At 71.8% G+C, this 21,422-nt stretch carries 13 protein-coding genes; 9 read left to right on the plus strand and 4 right to left on the minus strand.

Translation table 11 applies throughout. The features are described 5' to 3' along the window. Window positions 1-126: 126 nt before the first annotated feature. From ACXYMW_RS17460 to ACXYMW_RS17470, 3 genes are all read right to left on the minus strand, one after another. A complete protein-coding gene (locus tag ACXYMW_RS17460) occupies window positions 127-2,469 on the minus strand; it encodes an aldehyde dehydrogenase family protein (RefSeq protein WP_459036616.1) in 2,343 nt (780 codons plus the stop codon). A gap of 48 nt (window positions 2,470-2,517) precedes the next feature. Further along, on the minus strand, window positions 2,518-3,504 hold the full coding sequence (gene deoC / locus ACXYMW_RS17465) for a deoxyribose-phosphate aldolase (RefSeq protein ID WP_459036644.1): 987 nt from the start codon (window positions 3,502-3,504) through the stop codon (window positions 2,518-2,520). A 223-nt stretch (window positions 3,505-3,727) separates the two neighbouring features. After that, the gene (locus ACXYMW_RS17470; protein WP_459036617.1) at window positions 3,728-4,423 is read right to left on the minus strand and encodes a hypothetical protein; all 696 of its coding nucleotides are present in this window, start codon (window positions 4,421-4,423) and stop codon (window positions 3,728-3,730) included. Between the two features lie 132 nt (window positions 4,424-4,555). Between ACXYMW_RS17470 and ACXYMW_RS17475 the strand changes: the two genes are divergently transcribed. From ACXYMW_RS17475 to ACXYMW_RS17490, 4 genes are all read left to right on the plus strand, one after another. Continuing rightward, window positions 4,556-7,468, plus strand: coding sequence for an error-prone DNA polymerase (locus ACXYMW_RS17475; RefSeq protein WP_459036618.1), 2,913 nt, complete (start codon window positions 4,556-4,558; stop codon window positions 7,466-7,468). 137 nt (window positions 7,469-7,605) lie between these two features. Continuing rightward, window positions 7,606-10,038, plus strand: coding sequence for a hypothetical protein (locus ACXYMW_RS17480; RefSeq protein WP_459036619.1), 2,433 nt, complete (start codon window positions 7,606-7,608; stop codon window positions 10,036-10,038). An 80-nt stretch (window positions 10,039-10,118) separates the two neighbouring features. Continuing rightward, window positions 10,119-11,735: an asparagine synthase-related protein gene (locus tag ACXYMW_RS17485; RefSeq protein WP_459036620.1), complete on the plus strand. Its 1,617-nt coding sequence runs from the start codon at window positions 10,119-10,121 to the stop codon at window positions 11,733-11,735. 11 nt (window positions 11,736-11,746) lie between these two features. Further along, window positions 11,747-12,094, plus strand: coding sequence for an antibiotic biosynthesis monooxygenase family protein (locus ACXYMW_RS17490; RefSeq protein WP_459036621.1), 348 nt, complete (start codon window positions 11,747-11,749; stop codon window positions 12,092-12,094). On the opposite strand, the gene ACXYMW_RS17495 is transcribed toward ACXYMW_RS17490, so the two are convergent. Then, window positions 12,085-12,888 (minus strand): undecaprenyl-diphosphate phosphatase, encoded by an 804-nt coding sequence (locus ACXYMW_RS17495; protein ID WP_459036622.1) that lies wholly within the window; start codon window positions 12,886-12,888, stop codon window positions 12,085-12,087. The two genes, ACXYMW_RS17490 and ACXYMW_RS17495, sit on opposite strands and share 10 nt — an antisense overlap. A gap of 221 nt (window positions 12,889-13,109) precedes the next feature. On the opposite strand from ACXYMW_RS17495, the gene ACXYMW_RS17500 reads away from it, so the two are divergent. The 5 genes from ACXYMW_RS17500 to fzlA all read left to right on the plus strand — a co-directional run bounded on the left by ACXYMW_RS17500 (window position 13,110) and on the right by fzlA (window position 21,419). After that, on the plus strand, window positions 13,110-14,546 hold the full coding sequence (locus ACXYMW_RS17500) for an NAD(P)-dependent oxidoreductase (RefSeq protein ID WP_459036623.1): 1,437 nt from the start codon (window positions 13,110-13,112) through the stop codon (window positions 14,544-14,546). A 5-nt stretch (window positions 14,547-14,551) separates the two neighbouring features. Continuing rightward, complete coding sequence (locus ACXYMW_RS17505; RefSeq protein WP_459036624.1) at window positions 14,552-15,004, plus strand: GFA family protein; 453 nt, start codon at window positions 14,552-14,554, stop codon at window positions 15,002-15,004. Window positions 15,005-15,108: 104 nt separating this feature from the next. Then, window positions 15,109-19,647, plus strand: coding sequence for a glutamate synthase large subunit (gltB, locus tag ACXYMW_RS17510; RefSeq protein WP_459036625.1), 4,539 nt, complete (start codon window positions 15,109-15,111; stop codon window positions 19,645-19,647). Between the two features lie 291 nt (window positions 19,648-19,938). After that, window positions 19,939-20,643: a monofunctional biosynthetic peptidoglycan transglycosylase gene (gene mtgA, locus ACXYMW_RS17515; RefSeq protein WP_459036626.1), complete on the plus strand. Its 705-nt coding sequence runs from the start codon at window positions 19,939-19,941 to the stop codon at window positions 20,641-20,643. Window positions 20,644-20,753: 110 nt separating this feature from the next. Next, the gene (gene fzlA / locus ACXYMW_RS17520; protein ID WP_459036627.1) at window positions 20,754-21,419 is read left to right on the plus strand and encodes an FtsZ-binding protein FzlA; all 666 of its coding nucleotides are present in this window, start codon (window positions 20,754-20,756) and stop codon (window positions 21,417-21,419) included. The last annotated feature ends 3 nt before the right edge of the window (window positions 21,420-21,422 follow it).

Below are 21,422 nucleotides of genomic sequence, written 5' to 3' on the forward strand. Positions count from 1 at the left end.
GCCGCGCGGGCCCGGCGCGGCCGGCGGCGGGCCGGACGGCGCAGGCGCCGGCGCCGACGCGGGGGCCGCGGGCGACAATGACCCGGCGTCGCCGGAGGCCGGGGCGGCGGCGCCCCGGCGCCTGCGTCAGGCGCCGTAGGGCACCCAGACAGTCTTCACCTCGGTCGCGGCGGCGCGGAAGGCCGCCTCGAAGGCGGCCGGGTCGGCGCAGAGCGCGGCGCCGTCGGCGATCCAGCTGCGCTTCAGGTTGCCGGCGGCGCGGCGCTCGATCTCGGCGGCAAGGCCGGGGGCGGCGAAGCTCCAGACCGCGTCGATGTCGGCGTGGTCGGCCAGCACCGGCGCCAGCTCGGCATGGCGGCCGGTGACGAGGTTGACCACGCCGCCCGGCACGTCCGAGGTCTCGAGCAGCGGGTAAAGCTCGGCGGCGATCAGCGGGAAGGGCTCGGAGGCCACCAGCACCGCGCGGTTGCCGAAGGCGATGGCCGGGGCCAGCGCCGCGACGAGGCCGAGGAGCGGCGCCCGGTCGGGGCAGAGCGCGGCGATGATGCCCACCGGCTCGCGCAGCGCCAGGGCCAGGCCGCGCATCGGCACGGCGCGCGCCTCGCCGGCGAACTTGTCGGCCCAGGCGGCCCAGGTGAAGAGCTGGTCGACCGCCGCCGCGACCTCCTCGGCGCCGTCGCGGCGGCCGGTCAGGCGGTCGAGCCGGGCGGCGATCCGGTCGCCCTGCGCGGCCAGGTTCTCGCCCAGGTAATAGACCACCTGGGCGCGGTTATGGGCGGTCGCGCTGGCCCAGCCGGCGGCGCCGCGGGCGGCCTCCACGGCGTTGCGCAGGTCCTTGCGGTTGGCCAGCGGCGCCTGGCCGATCAGCCCACCCTCGCGGTCGTAGACGTTGCGCGCATAGCCGCCATCGGGGCGCGCCTGCTTGCCGCCGATATAGAGCTTGGCGGTGCGGTCGACGGGCTGCGGCTCGGCGCTGTCGCCGGGGAAGGCCGCCACCGGCTCGGGCGCGGCCGGAGCCGCGCCGGCGGCGGCGCGGGTGTAATGGCCGAGCCCCTCCGGCCCGCCCTCGCGGCCGAAGCCGGATTCGCGCACCCCGCCGAACGGGGCCGCGGCGTCGAACATGTTGCCGCCGTTGATCCAGACCACCCCGGCGGCGAGCCGCGGCGCCACGTCGAGCGCGGTGTTGACGTTCTCCGACCAGACCGAGGCGGCGAGGCCGTAGCGGCTGTCATTGGCCAGCTGCACGGCCTCGTCGGGGGTGCGGAAGGTGGTGCCGACGAGCACCGGGCCGAATATCTCCTCCTGCATCAGCGGCGCCGCCGGGGACAGGCCGGTGATCAGGGTCGGCGGGTAGTAGCAGCCCTCGGGCACCGGCCCGGCGGCGCGGTGCACCTCGCCCTCGCGGCAGGCCTCGACGAGCGCGCGGATGCGCGCGAGCTGCTTCGGATCGACGATGGCGCCGACATCGATCGCCTTGTCGAGCGGATCGCCGACCCTGAGGCGGTCCATCCGGGTCCGGAGCTTGGCGTGGAAGCGCTCGGCCACGCCCTCCTGCACCAGGAGCCGCGAGCCGGCGCAGCAGACCTGGCCGCCGTTGAACCAGATGGCGTCGACCAGACCCTCGACGGCGCTGTCGAGATCGGCATCCTCGAAGACGATGTAGGGCGACTTGCCGCCGAGCTCGAGCGTCAGGCCGATGCCGCGCCCGGCGCTGGCGCGGCGGATCTCGCGGCCGACCTCGGTGGAGCCGGTGAAGGCCAGCTTGTCGACCGGGGCGGCCACCAGCGCGGCGCCGGTCGCACCGTCGCCGGTGACGATGTTGACCACGCCCGCGGGCAGCCCGGCCTGGCGGCAGAGATCGGCGAAGCAGAGCGCCGTGAGCGGCGTCCATTCCGCGGGCTTCAGCACCACCGCGTTGCCGGCGGCGAGCGCCGGGGCGATCTTCCACGCCAGCATCAGCAGCGGGAAGTTCCACGGCACGATCTGGCCGCAGACGCCCCAGGGGGCGCGGTCCGGCATCTCGCGCTCGAAGGTCTGGGCGAGCCCGGCATGGTAGATGAAATGCCGCGCCGCCAGCGGCACGTCGATGTCGCGGCTCTCGCGGATCGGCTTGCCGGTGTCGAGCGTCTCGAGCACCGCGAGGAGCCGGGAATGCTTCTGGATCAGCCGGCCCAGCGCGTAGAGGAAGCGCGCCCGCCCCTTGCCGCCCAGCGCCTGCCAGCCGGGCTGCGCGGCGCGCGCCGCCGCCACCGCCCGCGCGACATCCTCGGCGCTGCCCTGGGTGATCTCGGCCAGCACCTCGCCGGAGGCCGGGCTGCGGGTCTCGAAGGTCTCGCCGGGGGCTTCGAAGGCGCCGTCGATGAAATGGCCGAAGCGCGATCCCTGGTCGACGATCCAGGCCAGCGCGTCGGCGGCGGATTCCGGGGCCGGTCCGTATTCCATGGTCTCGAAAATCTCGCTGACGCTCATGGCTTCCTCTTGGTGCATATGCGCGGCGCCGTGCCGGCCGCCCGGGCGCTAGGCCAGCGGGTGGCGCCAGGCGGCGGAATAGGCGCCGGTGACGTGATGCTCGATCTGCCGCTCGATGTCGCCCAAGAGCGACGAGGCGCCGAAGCGGAACAGGTCCGGGCGCAGCCAGCGGTCGCCGAGCTCCTCCTTGACCAGCGCCAGATAGGTCAGCGCGTCCTTGGCCTTGGAGATGCCGCCGGCGGGCTTGTAGCCGATCCGCACCCCGGTCAGGTCGTGGTAGTCGCGGATCGCCCGCATCATCACCAGGCTGACCGGCAGGGTGGCGTTGACGCTTTCCTTGCCGGTGGAGGTCTTGATGAAATCCGCGCCGGCCATCATGCAGACCATCGAGGCGCGCGCGACGTTGCGCAGCGTGCCGAGCTCGCCGGTGGCCAGGATCGCCTTGACATGGGCCTCGCCGCAGGCCCGCCGGAAGGCCGCCATCTCGTCGTAGAGCGCGCCCCAATCGCCGGTCAGCACGTGCCGGCGCGAGATCACGATGTCGATCTCGCGGGCCCCGGCGGCGACGCTGGCCTCGATCTCGGCGAGCCGCAGCTCGAACGGCGAGAGGCCGGCGGGAAAGCCGGTGGAGACCGCCGCGACCGGGATCGACGTGCCCTTCAGCGCCGCCACCGCGGGGGCGATCATGTCGTGGTAGACGCAGACCGCGCCGACGGTGAGATCGGGCAGGCCGAGCGCCTCGAGCAGGTCGCGGCGCATCGGCGCGCGGGCCTTGGCGCAGAGCCGCGCCACCCGGCCCGGCGTGTCGTCGCCCGACAGCGTCGTCAGGTCGATGCAGGACACCGCGCGGGCCAGCCAGGCGGCCTGGTGGGCCTTCTTGACCGAGCGGCGGCCGGGCAGGGTGGCGGCGCGGCGCTCGATGGCGGAGCGGTTGGCGGTCATGCCGAGCACCCGGTCGAGATCCAGCGCGGTGCCGGGATTGCGGCGCTCGGTGGCCTGCGGCAGGCCGTGAGGGGCCGTGGTGGTGGTGTGCATCGCGTCTTCCTGCGGATCGGCGGGCTTGCCCGACCGTCTCACGCCGGCCGGGTGCTGGCAAGCCGCGACGCCGGGGCAGGCGGGGCGGGCAGGCGGGGGCGGGCGGGGCCGCCGCCCCCCGGTCCCGCGCGGGCGAAGCGCCGCCCCGCCGGCCCGCCGCGGCCGTCGCCATCGGCCGCCTCGCGGCCACCGGCGATGGCACCCTGCTCGGCCGGCGCCGGGCTCAGCGCACCCGGTCGGAGAGCCAGCGCATCAGCCGGTTCTTCTGCGGCTGCAGCAGTTCGAGATGCAGGATGCGCGGCTTCGGCTGGTCCGACCAGATCAGCTCCGAGGCCTCGAAGACGCGCTTGTTGTACTGTTCCGGCAGGGTGCAGAAGGCGATGTCGCTTTCCCACAGCACCTCGCGGAAGCTCGGCTGGTCGATCGACATGCCGGATTCGTGGTAGCGCTCGGCCCAGCGCGCGAGGAAGGCCAGCACGCGCGGGCTGCGGCGGTAGAGCAGGACGCCGCAATTGATCTCGGGGAAGGCGTCGGGCAGGGACCGGCGGATCGGCTTGTTGTGTCGCGGTCGGTGCCAAAGCGTGACATGGGCGCCGCCCATCTCGTATTTCCCCAGGAGGTCGAAGAGCCCGGTGAGATCGGCCCGCACCAGCGTGTCGTTGTCGAGGTAGAGCGTCTCGGCGAAGGGCGTGCGGTGCAGCAGTTCGAGCTTCGGGCGCTTGACGCCGTCGGGGATCTCGAAGGCCAGGTCGAAGCCGCGCGTGTCGTCGCCGGGCCGGCAGCACAGCGCGGTGGCGAGGCCGGGATTGCGCCGCTTGACGCTGGCCGCGGAGCGCCGGGCCACCGCCACATGCGCGCTGCCCCAGGCGATGTAGAGCACGCCGCGGTGCGGCATGTTCTGCGGGTCGGGTCGGCTCATGCATCCTCTCGTGGTTTGCCCCACCCTCCCGGCTCGGCGGCGACGGGGCAAGAGTCGCGGCCCGGATTATCCACAGAAACTTCGCCGGGGGGACTCAACGTAGGAACAAAAAACGAACATACTGGCCGGGCCATGATCGCCGAACTCAGCATCACCTCCAATTTCACCTTCCTGACCGGGGCCTCGCACCCGGAGGAATACATCGAGCGCGCCGCGCTTGACGGGCTGGGCGCCGTCGCCATCGCCGACGAGAACTCGGTGGCGGGGGTGGTGCGGGCCTTCGCGCAGCGCCGCGAGATCGCCCGCCAAGTGGCGGCGCGGCAGGCGGCGGAGGCGCGCGACGGCCCGATCGGCCCGCCGGCGCCGCGCCATCTCGCGGCGCCGCGGGGCGCCGCGGTCGGCAACGTGCCGCGGCTGATCCCGGCGGCGCGGCTGGTCTTTGCCGAAGGCGTCGAGATCACCGCCCTGGCGGCGACCCGGGCCGGCTGGGCGCGGCTCTGCCGGCTGCTGACGCTGGGCCGGCGGCGCAGCCCCAAGGGCGCCTGCGACCTGCGGCTCGACGACCTGGCCGAGGGCGCGGAGGGGCTGGAGCTGATCCTGCACGGCCCGCCACGGGGGCTGCCGGGGACCGGCGGCGCGGGCCCGTGGCTGTCACGGGCGCGCCGGCTGGCGCGCCGCTTTGCCGGGCAGATGCACCTGGCGCTGGCGCCGGTCTATGACGGCGAGGATGCCGCGCGCTTCGCGGTGCTGGCGCGGCTCGGCCGGGCCCTCGAGCTGCCGCTCGTCGCCACCGCCCGGCCGCGCATGCATCACGGTCGCCGGCGCCGGCTGGCCGACGCGCTGACCGCGATCCGGCTGGGCTGCCGGGTCGACGAGCTCGGCCGCGCGGCGCTGGCCAATGGCGAGCAGCGGCTGCGCGGCCCGGGCGAGATGCGCCGCCTCTTTGCCGCCCACCCGGAGGCGCTCGGCAATGCCGGGCGGCTGGTCGCGGCCTGCAGCTTCGACCTGGGCACGCTGCGCTACGAATACCCCTCCGAGATCGCCGGGGGCGAGCGGCCGGCCGACCGGCTGGCGCGGCTGGCCCGGGCCGGGCTGGCCTGGCGCTACCCGCAGGGCGCGCCGGCGCGGGTGGCGGCGCTGCTCGAGCACGAGCTCGCGCTGATCGGCCGGCTGGGCTACGAGCCCTATTTCCTCACCGTGCGCGACATCGTGGCCTTCGCGCGGGAGCGCGGCATCCTCTGCCAGGGGCGCGGCTCGGCGGCCAATTCGGTGGTCTGCTACGCGCTGGGCGTGACCAGCGTCAGCCCCGAGATCGGCACCATGGTGTTCGAGCGCTTCGTGTCGGAGGCCCGCGACGAGCCGCCCGACATCGACGTCGATTTCGAGCACGAGCGCCGCGAGGAGGTGATCCAGCACATCTACGAGCGCTACGGCCGCCACCGCGCCGGGCTCTGCGCCACCGTCATCCATTACCGCGGCAAGCGCGCGATCCGCGAGGTCGGCACCGCCATGGGGCTGAGCCGCGACACCGTGGGGGCGCTGAGCTCGCAGCTCTGGGGGTTCTTCTCGACCAGCGGCATGGAGGTCCAGCGGCTGCGCGAGATCGGCCTCGACCCCGATGACCGGCGGCTGCGCCTGACGCTCGAGCTGATCCACGAGATCATCGGCTTCCCGCGCCATCTGAGCCAGCATGTCGGCGGCTTCGTGATCACCGAGGGCCGGCTCGACGAGCTGGTGCCGATCGAGAACGCGGCGATGGAAGACCGCACGGTGATCTGCTGGGACAAGGACGACATCGACGCGCTGGGCATCCTCAAGGTCGACGTGCTGTCGCTCGGCATGCTGACCTGCATCCGCAAGGCCTTCGACCTGCTGAAGCTGCATCACGGCCAGGAGCACAGCCTGGCCACCCTGCCGCCCGAGGATCCGCGGGTCTACGACATGCTGTGCCGCGCCGATTCCATCGGCGTCTTCCAGGTCGAGAGCCGGGCCCAGATGAATTTCCTGCCCAGGATGCGGCCGCGCAACTTCTACGATCTGGTGATCGAGGTGGCGATCATCCGCCCGGGCCCGATCCAGGGCGACATGGTGCATCCCTATCTGCGCCGCCGCAACGGCGAGGAGAAGGTGGCGTTTCCCTCCGACGCGCTGGGCGAGGTGCTGGGCAAGACGCTGGGCGTGCCGCTGTTCCAGGAGCAGGCGATGCAGATCGCCATCGTCGGCGCCGGCTTCACCCCCGACGAGGCCGACCGGCTGCGCCGGGCGCTGGCCACCTTCAAGAAGCTCGGCAAGGTCAGCGAGTTCCGCGGCCGCTTCCTGCGCGGCATGGCGCGCAACGGCTACGATGCGGAGTTCGCCGAGCGCTGCTTCAACCAGATCGAGGGCTTCGGCTCCTACGGCTTTCCCGAGAGCCACGCCGCGAGCTTCGCGCTCCTGGTCTATGCCTCGGCCTGGCTGAAATGCCACCATCCCGGGATCTTCGCCTGCGCGCTGCTGAACGCCCAGCCGATGGGCTTCTACGCCCCGGCGCAGATCGTCCGCGACGCCCGCGCCCACGGCGTCGAGCTGCGCCCGGTCTCGATCAACGACAGCTACTGGGACAACGTCATGGAGCCCGACCGCCAGGGCGGGCTGGCGCTGCGGCTGGGCTTCCGGCAGATCAAGGGGCTGCGCGAGGAGGACGCGATGTGGATCGCGGCGGCGCGCGGCAACGGCTACCGCGCGGTGCGCGACGTCTGGCGCCGGGCGGGCATCGCCCCGGCGGTGCTGGCCCGGCTGGCCGAGGCCGACGCCTTCGCCGATCTCGGGCTGAGCCGGCGCCAGGCGCTCTGGGAGGCCAAGGCACTGTCCGCCGAGCGGCCCTTGCCGCTGTTTGCCGGCGACATCGAGGGCGAGGCCGGCAACGAACCCGCCGCCCACCTGCCCGCGATGACCGAGGGCGAGGAGATCGTGGAGGATTTCGTCGCCATGCGGCTGACCCTCCGGCGCCACCCGGTGGCGTTGCTGCGCCACCTGCTGACCCCCGGGGAGGACGACGCCGCCTGACCCGCCTGGGGGCCCAGCCCGGGGGCCCGGCGGCGCAGGGGGGCGGCCCGGCCACGGCGCGGCGCGCGCAGGCTGCCCGGGAATCGTCGTCAGGGCTCCCGGCGGGCTGTGCTAGGATCCCGGCAGGAGGCGCCCGCATGCCCGTCACCGATCGACCAGCAGCCCTGCTGGCCTGCGCGCTGGCCCTGGCCGCGTTTCTGCCCGCGGCGCCCGGGTTGGCGCAGCCGCTCGAGGTCGCGGCGGCCGATCTGCTCGCCGGATGCGGCGCCGCGGCCCGGCCCAGTCCGGCACCGGCGCCGAAGGCGGCCTCCCGCGCCTATGTCGAGTATCCCGGCGGCAACGACGACATCCGCTCTGCCGATCACCCCGACGCGGTGCAGATCGACGGCGGCGATGGCGACGACAGGATCTACCTCACCGACCGCCCCCATGCCGTCATGATCGACGGCGGCAAGGGTGCCGACACCATCGTGCTCTGCGCCGCGCAGGCCCTCGCGGTGACCATCGACCTGGCCGGCGACAGCGCCATCGGGCGCGATGCCGCCTCCGACAGGCTGGTCGTCGGACCGGAGGTCTTTCTCGGGGTTCCGCCCGGGTTTCGCCGGCAGGTCCGGATCTTCGGCTACAGCGCGGGGGACGACGTCATCACCCTCGTCCTGCCCCCGGGGATGGATTTCGACTTCGCCCCGAACCGGTCGCCGATGGCCAGCGCCGGTCCGGTCGATTTCACCCTGGTGATGGCCGACACCACCGCCACCCCGGGGGCCGACGCGTTCCGGATCGAGACCGCGGCGGAGGTCGGCCCGGTGCAGGCTCCGGAGGTCGACGCGCCGCTGTCCTCGTACCGGCGCGACATCTCCTGCGCGGAGGCCGAAGCCCTGGCCCCTGTCGCCCCCGAGATCGCCGGCTGGCAGAACGCGCTCTACTCCCCCGGGCCGGACATCCTGCGGATCGACGCGCAATCCGGCATCGACGACCACATGCTGCTGGGCGGCGATGACACGGCCTATCTCTTCACCTCCCAATCGGTCAGCCTGGGCAGCGGCGCCGACCTCGCCATCGTCTGCGCGATGGACCAGCTCGGCCAGTACATTCACTTGGGCGAGAACGACGTGGACGGCGACACGCTCGTCGTCGAGACGGCGCGCCTGCAGGGCGACAGCGAACGGACGCTCCACGTCTTCGGGGTCACCAACGTCAACGACCGCGTGGTGCTCCGGGTGCCGCCGGAGCTCGAGGTCGGCTTCGCGTCCGGGGGCCGGCAGGCGACGGTCGGGGCGCTGCGGGTCGAGCTGGGATTCGCCCAGCGTTCCGGCATGATCGGAACGCCGGCGGTCTTCGTGGTCGAGCGGGTGTCCGAGCCGCTCCGAGAGGTCGAGACGCTCGACGCGCCGCGCGACCTTGCCGCGATTGCCTGCCCGCATCCCGATGCCGCGCGCCCCGCCGCCGCGACGACGCCCGCGGGCGGCAGCGCGAGCGCGCAGTTCGGCGACGGCGACGACGCAGCGGTGGTCTGGGGCGCGCCGGGCCGGCAGGACACGGTGGTGACCGGATGGGGCGACGACACGGTCTACGTCTTCGAGCCGGTGGACGGCTCGGCCGTCGCCACCGGGCGCGGCCGCGACATCGTCGCCCTCTGCACGATGGCGTCGCTGTCCTTCGGCATCGGGCTCGGCGACGGAAGCCTGCTGCCCGACGCCGAGGCCGATGCCGTCATCCTCGGCCCGGACGCGTTCCTCGGCGTGCCCGACGGCCTGCGGCGGAAGATCTCGATCACCGGCGTGACCCCGGAGAACGACCGCGTGCAGCTGCGCCTGCCGCCGGGGCGGAGCGTCGACCGGATCGACGTCCGCGCCGACTGGATGGAGCTTGCGGTCGGGGCCGTCGATGTCAGGATCGGCTTCACCCGCGAGACAAGGCGCGACGTGGCGACCGGGGAGGTGCTCTCCGTCCGTTCCGCCGCGCCCTTCGCCGCGGCCGGCGAAACCGCGGCCGCACCGGAGGGCGCCGGCGCCGGTGGCGCGGATGCGGAGGAGCCGCGCTGCGCCGACATGCCGGCCCTCTCCGACTGGGCGGTGCCGGTGGTGCGGCAGAATGCCGGGATGGACTTCCACGTCTACGGCGACGGGGCCGAGCGCATCCGCGTCGAGGCGACGCCCGAGATCCGGGCGGTCGCGGCCGGCGGCGGCGGCGACGTCGTCTTCATCGTCGATCCCGGGGAGAACGCGGCGCTCGATCTCGGGCCTGGGGCGGATGTCGCGCTGCTCTGCTCGATGACGGAACTTGCGCTCTCGGTGCTGATGGGACCGCACGATGCCGAGCCGGACCGCCTGATCCTCGAGGCGGGGGCCTTCGGGGGCATTCCCGAGGGTCAGATCCGGCGCATCGTGGTCGGCAACGTGGTGGCCGGCAGCGACGTCGTGGTGATCCGGCCGCCGCGCGGCGTGACGGCGGAGTTCCGGAGCCTGCTCATGGGGCCGGGCTACGTCGTCGGCCGGACCGAGATCTTCGCCATGCCGAGCGATGCCGGGGCCGGGGTCGACTTCCGGGACCTTTACCGGGTGGAATAGGCGCGGGGCGCCGCGCCGCGTCCCGGCGGTCCGCGCGCGCCGGCTTCCGCGGCGGCGGGGCGCGTGCTAGCTCAAGCGGCATGACCACGCCCTTCCTGCTGTCCTCCTGGACCGAACTGCCCGGCGCGCCGGTGCTCGACGGCTTCGCCTTCGACGGCGCCGATGCGGTGATCGGCAGCGCCGGGCTCGCCGGCTTCGAGGCGGCGCGCGGCCGGCCGCTCCGGCCCGGCGGCGACGGGGTGCACATCCTCTGCCGCCCGGAGGCGCAGGGCGTCGCGATCTCGGCCGATGCGGCAGGCTACCGGCACCTGTTCTACTGGCGCGGCGACGCCGGCGCGGCGGCGGGGCGCTGGGCGGTCGGCGAAAGCTTCGTCGATCTGGTGGCGCATCTGCGCGCCCGGGGCGTCGCGCTGGCCGAGAACCGGGCCCAGACCGGCGCGTTCCTGTCGCGCAAGCAGGCCTTCCAGCAACTCACCACGCGCGAGACCGCGGTCGCGGGCATCGAGGTGCTGCTGCCCGGCGAACGGCTGCTGCTGCGCGACGGCGCGCTGGCCGTCGGCCCGGTGCCCTCCGCGCCGGCGGCGGATTACCCGGCGGCCCTGCGCGACTTTCTCGAGACCTGGCTCGGGCGCTGCCGGACGCTGGCCGGCGATGCCGACCTGCAGCTCTGGTTCCATCTCTCCGGCGGCGTCGACAGTCGCGCGGTGACGGCGTTCTTCCTGTGGCTGCGGCGGCACGGCGAGTTGGCCGACCGCGCCACCCTGCGCAGCCTGACCGACGCCGCCCATGCCGACGACCTCGCGGTGGCCGAACGGGTCGCGGCGGCCACCGGCCTGCCGCTCAACCACCTCGCCCCCCGGCCCGGCCGGCCGCTCGACGCGGCCGAAAGCCGCGCGCTCTGGCAGGCCCATTCGGCGGGGGCCTATTCGCCGGTGCGGCTGATGCGGGAGACGGCCGACCCGCGCGACCTGCATTTCACCGGCCATGGCGGCGGCGGCTACAAGGCCGATCTCGACGCCCGGGGCGTCGACCGGGCGCTGGCGCGTATGGCGCGGGCCTACGGCTATTTCGGCCGCGGCGACCGCCGCGCCTGGCGCGCCGCGCTGGAGGACATGCTGGCGGCGCTGGCCGAGGATCGCGGCACCGCCTGGACCCGGCTGCAGCGGGTCAGCCGGGCGCGCTTTCACGGCGGCCAGGCGGCGACCTACAAGACCCAGATCGCGCTCCTCGATTCGCAGCTCGCGGCCCGCGCCGCCGATGCCCGGCCGGCCGGATCGTGGCGCGGCACGCAGTTCCATTTCGACATCATGGCGAGCCTGGCGCCGGACCTGCTCGACCTGCCCTTCGACGATCCGCGCAAGGCCCCCGATGCCGGGCAGCGCGCGGCGCTGACCTGCGTCGCCGGGCTGGCACCGCAGGCCGGGCGGATCTTCGGGCGCTTTCCCGGCCCCGAACCGGCCGTCGCGGCGGATGCCGCGGCCGCCGCCGCGGCCCTGCCGGAGCTTCTGGCCGAGGTCGAGGCCGGCTGGGCGGCGCTGCCGCGACGCCGGGTGAACTGGCTGTTCCGCTGGCATGTCCGGCGCCTGGCCCGCGCCATCCGCGCCGGCCGCCGCCCCGACCCGGTGGCGCTGCGCCACCTGCACACCGCCTGGCTGCTGATCCGGCTCGCCGGGCTCGGCCTGCGCTTCGATCGCTGAGGAGGACCCCCATGATCGCCATCATCTTCGAAGTCGAACCCGCCGAGGGGCGGCGGCAGGATTACCTCGACCTCGCCGCCGAGATGCGCCCGCTGGCCGAACGGGTGGAGGGCTTCATCTCGGTCGAGCGCTTCCAGTCGATCAGCAACCCCGAGAAGATGCTGTCGATCAGCTTCTTCGAGGACGAGGCGGCGGTGGCGCGCTGGCGCCGGCTGGCCGAGCACCGGGTGGCCCAGGCCAAGGGCCGCAACGGCATCTTCGCCGGCTACCGGCTCAAGGTCTGCCAGGTGCTGCGCGATTACGGCATGGAGGCCCGCGACGAGGCCCCGGCCGACAGCCGCGCCGTGCATCACGCATAGGCGTAGACCAGCAGCGCCAGCCCCAGCACCACGCGGTAGACGACATAGGGCAGGAAGCTCACCGAGCGCAGCAGCCGCATCATCAGCGCCAGCGCGGCGAGCGCCGCGAGGAAGGCGAGCGCCGCGGCCAGCGCCCCGTCGCGCGCCGCCTGGGCGTCGGCCTCGAGCGCCACCTCGGCGCCGAGCAGCACGCCCGAGGCGAGGATGGTCGGAATCGACATCAGCATGGAGATCTTGGCGGCGCCGTGGCGGTCGTAGCCGAGCGCCCGGGCCCCGGTGATGACGATGCCGGAGCGCGAGGTGCCGGGAATCAGCGCCACCGCCTGCCAGAGGCCGAGCCGCACCGCGTCGCCCAGGGTCCAGTCGCCGGCGCCGCGATGCGCCGGGGAGCGGCTGTCGAACCACCACAGCACCAGCCCGAAGCCCAGCATCGTCCAGCCGATCACCGCCACCGAGCGCAAAGCCGCGTCGAGCCCCGTGAGCTTCAGCGCCAGCCCGGCCAGCACCACCGGCACGGTGGCCACGGCGAGGTGGAAGGCCAGCCGCGCCCCGGGCGTGTCGATGCGCAGCCGGGCGAGCCGCAGCGTGCCGGCGGCGGCCTCGGCCACGTCGCGGCGGAAATACAGGATGACGGCGAGCAGGGTGCCGACATGCACCGCCACGTCGATCACCTGGCCCTGATCCTCGAGCCCGGTCAGCCCGGGGAGGAGGATGAGGTGGCCGGAGGAGGAGACCGGCAGGAATTCGGTGACGCCCTGGATGAGCGCGAGCAGGACGATCTGGAAGAGCGGCATGGAACACCTGAGGGGGAACGCACCGCCCTGTGGTAGAAGTCGGGCAAAACAAAGAGAAGAGCTAAGATAGATCCGATTCGGACCTAATTTGAGGGCGAAAGTTTGCGGATTCTGTCTGAGTGGGCTATAAAAGACCCCGAAAGGTCAGGTGTACTGACTTTTATTCGGGTGCGACCTGAGCTAAATGGGCCGCAACAGCTGACAGGAAGCGGAGATCGCCCATGGCGAAGCAACCCATGCTGAAATTCGTGACGGTGGGGCGGGACATGCCGGAAAAGCGGGCACCCGAAGCCCGCAACCGCGATTTTCAGGAAATCTATTCGGAATTCGCCGACCAGAAGGCGCAGGAGCAATCCGGCCGCTGCTCGCAATGCGGCGTGCCCTATTGCCAGTCGCATTGCCCGCTGCACAACAACATCCCGGACTGGCTGCGGCTGACCGCCGAGGGCCGGCTCGAGGAGGCCTATGAGGTCTCCCAGGCCACCAATACCTTCCCCGAGATCTGCGGTCGCATCTGTCCGCAGGACCGGCTGTGCGAGGGCAATTGCGTCATCGAGCAGTCGGGCCACGGCACCGTGACCATCGGCGCGGTGGAGAAGTACATCACCGACACTGCCTGGGAAAAGGGCTGGGTGAAGCCCGCCGCCCCGGCGGTCGAGCGCCCCGAGAGCGTCGGCATCATCGGCGCCGGGCCGGGCGGCCTGGCCGCCGCCGACATGCTGCGCCAGGCCGGCGTGCAGGTGACGATCTACGACCGCTACGACCGCGCCGGCGGGCTGCTGACCTACGGCATTCCGGGCTTCAAGCTCGAGAAGGAGGTGGTCACCCGCCGCAACGACCAGCTGGAGCAGGGCGGCGTGAGCTTCGTGCTGAACTGCAATGTCGGCGAGGATATCAGCTTCGAGGAGATCCGCGGCAAGCATGACGCGGTGATCATCGCAACCGGCGTCTACAAGAGCCGCGAATTGCAGGGCCCGGGCGCCGGGGCGCCGGGCATCGTGCGCGCCATCGACTACCTCACCGCCTCCAACCGGGCGTCGAATTTCGGCGACAGCGTGTCGGAATACGACAGCGGCGAGCTCAATGCCTCCGGCAAGCGCGTGGTGGTGATCGGCGGCGGCGACACCGCGATGGATTGCGTGCGCACCGCGGTGCGCCAGGGCGCGACCAGCGTGAAGTGCCTCTACCGCCGCGACCGCGCCAACATGCCCGGCTCGCAGCGCGAGGTCGCCAATGCCGAGGAGGAGGGCGTGCAGTTCGAGTGGCTGACCGCGCCCAAGGGCTTCAAGGGCGACCCGGTCTCGGCCGTGGTGGTGCAGAAGATGCGGCTCGGCCAGCCAGATGCCAGCGGCCGTCAGAGCCCGGAGCCGATCGAGGGCGCGGAATACGACGAGCCCGCCGATCTGGTGATCAAGGCGCTGGGCTTCGAGCCCGAGGAGCTGCCGAAGCTCTGGGGCGTCGACGGGCTCGAGGTCACCCGCTGGGGCACCGTGAAGGCCGAGTTCACCACCGGCGCGACCTCGTTGCCCGGCGTCTACGCGGTGGGCGACATCGTCCGCGGCGCCAGCCTCGTGGTCTGGGCGATCCGCGACGGCCGCGATTGTGCCGACGCGGTGCTGGGCCAGCTCAACGCCCGCAGCGCGGTGGCCGCGGAGTGAGCGGCGTGGCGGCCAGCGCGGCACCGGCGGAGCGCACGGGCGGCTGCCTGTGCGGCGCGGTGCGCTACGCGGCCGCCACCACCGCGGAGGGCTTCGACGTCTGCCATTGCAAGATGTGCCAGCGCTGGGTTTCGGGGCCGTTCTTCGCCGTGGAGGTCGCGGCGGCCGCGATGCGGATCACCGGCGGCGACGCGGTGGCGCGGTTCCGGTCTTCCGACCGGGCCGAGCGGGCCTTCTGCCGGAACTGCGGCGCGGCGCTCTGGTACCGCCTCGCACCGGCCGGGGACGGCGCGGATTACGAGATCGCGCTCGGCACGCTCGACGATCCCGGCGGGCTGACCCTGCGGCGCGAGATCTTCTGCGACCGCAAGCCCGGGTCCTACGCATTGGCGGGCGACCACCCGCGCGAGACCGAGGCCGAGACGCTGGCCCGCCACAAGGCGGACGCGGCCGGCTAGGCCACCCAAGAGACAGCAACGGCGCGGCGGGACCGATCTCCGTCGCGGCAGCCATCCCATCCGGACCCGCCGCCCGGCGGTCCTCGTGACGAAGGAACAGAGCCATGACCAAGTACGATGCAGATTGGGTCCGGGCCGAAGAGGCGAAGCGCGCCTGGCTGGCCGAGAACGGCATGTATTCCGAAGCCGAAGAGCATTCCTCCTGCGGTGTCGGCCTGGTCGTCAACATCGACGGCAAGCCGTCGCGCAAGGTGGTCGAGGCCGGCATCGCCGCGCTCAAGGCGATCTGGCACCGCGGCGCCGTCGATGCCGACGGCCGTACCGGCGACGGCGCCGGCATCCACGTGCAGATCCCGCCGGCCTTCTTCTACGACCAGATCGACCGCACCGGCCACACGCCGCGCAAGGACCAGCTGATCGCCGTCGGCCAGGTCTTCCTGCCGCGCACCGATTTCGGCGCCCAGGAAACCTGCCGGACCATCGTGGAGACCGAGGTCCTGCGCATGGGCTACTACATCTACGGCTGGCGCCACGTGCCGGTGAACGTCGAATGCCTGGGCGAGAAGGCCAACGCCACTCGGCCGGAGATCGAGCAGATCCTGATCTCCAACGCCAAGGGCGTCGACGAGGAGACCTTCGAGCGCGAGCTCTACGTCATCCGCCGCCGCATCGAGAAGGCCGCCGCCGCCGCCGGCGTGGCGCAGCTCTACATCGCCTCGCTGAGCTGCCGGTCGATCATCTACAAGGGGATGATGCTGGCGCAGGACGTCTCCGAGTTCTACCCGGATCTCCAGGACGAGCGCTTCGAGAGCGCCTTCGCGATCTACCACCAGCGCTATTCCACCAACACCTTCCCGCAATGGTGGCTGGCCCAGCCCTTCCGCATGCTCGCCCATAACGGCGAGATCAACACGCTGAAGGGCAACATCAACTGGATGAAGAGCCACGAGATCCGCATGGCGTCGAACACGTTCGGCGACCTCGCGGGCGACATCAAGCCGATCATCGCCAACGGCGCCTCCGACTCGGCGGCGCTCGACGCGGTGTTCGAGGTGCTGGTCCGCGCCGGCCGTTCGGCGCCGATGGCCAAGACTATGCTGGTGCCGGAATCGTGGTCCAAGCAGGCCGACGAGCTGCCGCAGGCCTGGCGCGACATGTACGCCTATTGCAACGCCGTGATGGAGCCCTGGGACGGGCCGGCGGCGCTGGCCATGACCGACGGCCGCTGGGTCTGCGGCGGGCTCGACCGCAACGGCCTGCGCCCGATGCGCTACGTGGTGACCGGCGACGGCATGCTGATCGCCGGCTCCGAGGCCGGCATGGTCCCCGTGGACGAAGGCACGGTGCGCGAGAAGGGCGCGCTGGGCCCGGGGCAGATGATCGCCGTCGACATGACCGCGGGGCGTCTCTTCCACGATGTCGAGATCAAGGACCGGCTGGCCGCGGCGCAGCCCTTCGGCGACTGGGTCGGCAAGATCACCGAGCTCGACGAGCCGCTGGCCTCGGTCGAGGAGGCGCCGCTCTTCGAGGGCGGCGAGCTGCGCCAGCGCCAGATCGCGGCCGGCTATACCGTCGAGGAGATCGAGACGATCCTCGCGCCGATGGCCGAGGACGGCAAGGAGGCGGTAGCCTCGATGGGCGACGACACGCCCTCGGCGGTGCTGTCCAAGCGCTACCGCCCGCTGGCGCACTTCTTCCGGCAGAACTTCTCCCAGGTCACCAACCCGCCGATCGACAGCCTGCGCGAATTCCGCGTGATGTCGCTCAAGACGCGGTTCGGCAACCTCAAGAACGTGCTCGACGAATCCTCCGCCCAGACCGAGATCCTGGTGCTCGACAGCCCGTTCGTGGGCAACCGTCAGTTCGAGGAGGTGCTGAAGAGCTTCAACGCCGACATGGTGGAGATCGACTGCACCTTCGCGCCCGGCCAGGGCCGCGACGCGCTCAAGGACGGGCTGGAGCGCATCCGCGCCGAGGCCGAGGACGCGGTGCGCTCCGGCGCCGGCCACATCGTGCTGACCGATCACCGGCAGAACGACGACCGCGTCGCGATGCCGATGATCCTCGCCACCTCGGCGGTGCACGGCCACCTGACCCGCAAGGGCCTGCGGACCTTCTGCTCGCTCAACGTGCGCTCGGCCGAGTGCATCGACCCGCACTACTTCGCGGTGCTGATCGGCGCCGGCGCCACCATCGTGAACCCCTACCTCGCCGAGGACACGATCGCCGACCGCATCCGCCGCGGCCTGATCGAGGGGTCGCTGACCGAGGCCATGGGGCGCTACCGCGCCGCCATCGATGCCGGTCTTCTGAAGATCATGTCGAAGATGGGCATCTCGGTGATCTCGTCCTATCGCGGCGGCCTCAACTTCGAGGCGGTGGGCCTCAGCCGCGCCATGTGCGCGGAATACTTCCCCGGCGTGGTCAGCCGGATCTCCGGCATCGGCGTCTCCGGCATCCAGAAGAAGACCGAGGAAATCCACGCCCTGGGCTTCAAGGGTGGCCGCGACGTGCTGCCGATCGGCGGCTTCTACAAGGCCCGCAAGACCGGCGAGACCCATGCCTGGGGGGCGCAGACCATGCACCTCATGCAGATGGCCTGCAACAAGGCCAGCTTCGAGATCTGGAAGCAGTATTCCAAGGCGATCACCGCCAACCCGCCGATCCATCTGCGCGACCTGCTGGCGATCAAGCCGCTGGGCAAGCCGGTGCCGCTCGAGGAGGTCGAATCGATCACCGCGATCCGCAAGCGCTTCGTGACCCCGGGCATGTCGCTGGGCGCGCTCTCGCCCGAGGCGCACCGGACGCTGTCGATCGCCATGAACCGCATCGGCGCCAAGTCGGATTCCGGTGAGGGCGGCGAGAGCCCGAAGGACTTCACCCCCGACGCCAACGGCGACAACCGCTCGGCCAAGATCAAGCAGGTCGCCTCGGGGCGCTTCGGCGTCACCGCGGAATACCTGCTGGCCTGCGAGGAGCTGGAGATCAAGATCGCCCAGGGCGCCAAGCCCGGCGAGGGCGGCCAGCTGCCCGGCATGAAGGTCACCGACCTGATCGCCAAGCTGCGCCACTCGACCCCCGGCGTGACGCTGATCTCGCCGCCGCCGCACCACGACATCTACTCGATCGAGGACCTGGCGCAGCTGATCTACGACCTGAAGCAGATCAACCCGCGCGCCAAGGTCACGGTGAAGCTGGTGGCGCAGTCGGGCGTCGGCACCATCGCCGCCGGCGTCGCCAAGGCGAAGGCCGACGTGATCCTGATCTCGGGCCACAATGGCGGCACCGGGGCCTCGCCCGCGACCTCGATCAAGTATGCCGGCCTGCCCTGGGAGATGGGCCTGACCGAGGCGCATCAGGTGCTGTCGCTGAACAACCTGCGCTCGCGCATCACGCTCCGCACCGATGGCGGCCTGCGCACCGGGCGCGACATCGTCATGGCGGCGATGATGGGGGCCGAGGAATACGGCATCGGCACCGCGGCGCTGATCGCCATGGGCTGCATCATGGTGCGCCAGTGCCAGTCCAACACCTGCCCGGTCGGCGTCTGCACCCAGGACGACGCGCTGCGCGAGAAGTTCACCGGCAACGCCGACAAGGTGGTGAACCTGATCACCTTCTACGCCCAGGAGGTGCGCGAGATCCTGGCCTCGATCGGGGCCCGCAGCCTCGACGACGTGATCGGCCGCGCCGATCTGCTGAGCCAGGTGAGCCGGGGGGCCGACCACCTCGACGATCTCGATCTCAACCCGCTGCTGATCCGGGTCGACGGCGCCGACGAGGTGACCTTCGACCGGACCGGCCCGCGCAACGAGGTCGACGACACGCTCGATGCCGAGATCGTCAAGGATGCCCAGCGCTTCCTCGAGGACGGCGAGAAGATGCAGCTGTCCTACGCGGTGCAGAACACCCACCGCACCGTGGGCACGCGGACCTCGAGCCACATCGTCAGGAAGTTCGGCATGCGCAACCAGCTGCAGCCCGACCACCTGACGGTGAAGCTGGCGGGCTCGGCCGGTCAGTCGCTGGGCGCCTTCGCGGCGCCGGGCCTGAAGATTGAGGTCTCGGGCGACGCCAACGACTATGTCGGCAAGGGCCTGTCGGGCGGGACCATCGTGGTGCGCCCGGCGATGAACTCGCCGCTGCCGGCGGCCGAGAACACGATCATCGGCAACACCGTACTCTACGGCGCCACCGACGGCTACCTGTTCGCCGCCGGCCGCGCCGGCGAGCGCTTCGCGGTGCGCAACTCGGGCGCCCGGGTGGTGGTCGAGGGCTGCGGGTCGAACGGCTGCGAGTACATGACCGGCGGCATCGCGGTGATCCTCGGCTCGATCGGGGCCAATTTCGGCGCCGGCATGACCGGCGGCATGGCCTATCTCTACGATCCGGACGGCCGGGCCCGCGAGATGCTCAACGCCGAGACCATCCTGGCCTGCCCGGTGACGACGCCGGAATGGGTGGAGGAGCTCAAGGGCCTTGTCGAGCGCCACGCCGCCGAGACCGAGAGCCGCCGCGCGCTCGACCTGCTGCAGAACTGGGACGAGGAGCTGCCGAATTTCGTGCAGATCTGCCCCAAGGAGATGCTCAACAAGATCGCCTACCCGCTGGGCATCGAGCGCCAGGCGGTGCCGGCGGAATAAGGCCGGACCGCGCGAGACAGACGAGGCGGGCGGACGCTGCTCCGCCGGCCTTTTTCGTGCCGCCCACCGGGACCGGGTCCGGGACCGGCGCCGGGGACCCGGGCGGCCCGCCCTGGACCGCTGCGGCAGGCGGCGGCGCGTCCGATCCCTCAGGGGGGGCCTCTCGGAGCGGTCATGCCGGCGGCGCCGTGATGCGTGCGAAACAGGTCGCGTTCTCTGCGCGCGAAGGTCTGGGCAGGCGCCGGCCGATGCGCTAGATCGGGGGTTCTGACGCAATTTTGCCGAGGTCCCGTGGCCACGCGAACCAGGAAAGACGGTGGGTCCAGGCCGCGCCTCAGGCTTCGCCTGTGGCTGTTCCGTGCCGCGGTGATGGCGGTGCTGCTGCTGGTCGGCGCGGTCTTCCTCTACCGCGCGGTGAACCCGCCGACGACGCTCTACATGATCCAGGAATCGCGCCGGCTCGGCGGCGTGGCGCAGGACTGGGTGGCGGCCGAGGACATGGCGCCGGTGATGCTGCGCGCCGCGGTGGCGGCCGAGGACGCCAATTTCTGCCGCCACTGGGGCTTCGACATGAACGCCATCCGCGACGCCATCGAGGAGGGCGGCAACCGCGGCGCCTCGACGATCAGCCAGCAGGTGGTGAAGAACGTCTATCTCTGGCAGGGCCGCAACTGGATGCGCAAGGCGCTCGAGGCGCTGATGACGCCGGGCATCGAGATGGCTTGGCCCAAGCGCCGCATCCTCGAGGTCTATCTCAACGTGGCCGAGTTCGACGAGGGCGTGTTCGGCGTGGCGGCGGCGGCGCGGCACTATTTCGGGGTCTCCGCGGCCGAGCTGACGCCGCGCCAGGCGGCGCTCCTGGCCAGCGTCTTGCCCGATCCCAAGGGCCGCGACGCCGGCCGGCCCTCGGCCTGGATGGAACGCCGTGCCGCGGCGATCCGCGACGGCGCCGCCACCATCGACCGCGACGGCCGGGCCGATTGCTTCCAGGCCTGAGCCCGCCCCGGCACCGACCTTCGGAGGCCCGGCAGCGGCTTTCGGTTGAAACCCATGGGGATGGGCCTGTATCTCTCGCAGGGATCTCCAGCAGCGACGGTGTGCCCTGAATGGCCAAGCTCTATCACGTCCCCCTCTCGCCGTTCTGCCGCAAGGTGCGGCTCTGTCTCGCCGAGAAGCGCATCGAGGTGGAGCTGATCGAGGAACGCTACTGGGAGAAGGACCCGGACTTCCTGCGCCGCAACCCGGCCGCCAAGGTGCCGGTGCTGAAGGTCGACGGCAAGATCATGGCCGAGTCGGCGGCGATCTGCGAATATATCGAGGAAACCAACCCCGAGCCGCCGCTGATGCCGCGCAACCCCGAGGCGCGCTACGAGGTGCGCCGCCTGATCGGCTGGTTCGACGACAAGTTCCACAACGAGGTGACCTCGAAGCTGCTTTACGAACGGGTCAACAAGAAGGTGACCAAGCAGGGCTTCCCGGACAGCGGCAACGTCAAGGCCGGGGCCAAGGCGATCAAGTATCACCTCGACTACATGGCCTGGCTGCTCGACCATCGGCGCTGGCTGGCGGGCGACGTGATGACCCTGGCGGATTTCGCCGCCGCGGCGCATCTCTCCTCGCTCGACTACATCCGCGACGTCGACTGGAACCGGCAGCCGGGGGTCAAGGACTGGTATGCCAAGATCAAGTCGCGGCCGGCCTTCCGGTCGATCCTCGCCGACCAGATTCCCGGCTTTCCGCAGCCGCCGCATTACGCCGACCTGGACTTTTGAGCC

It is taken from the genome of Roseivivax sp. CAU 1761 (assembly GCF_054482755.1).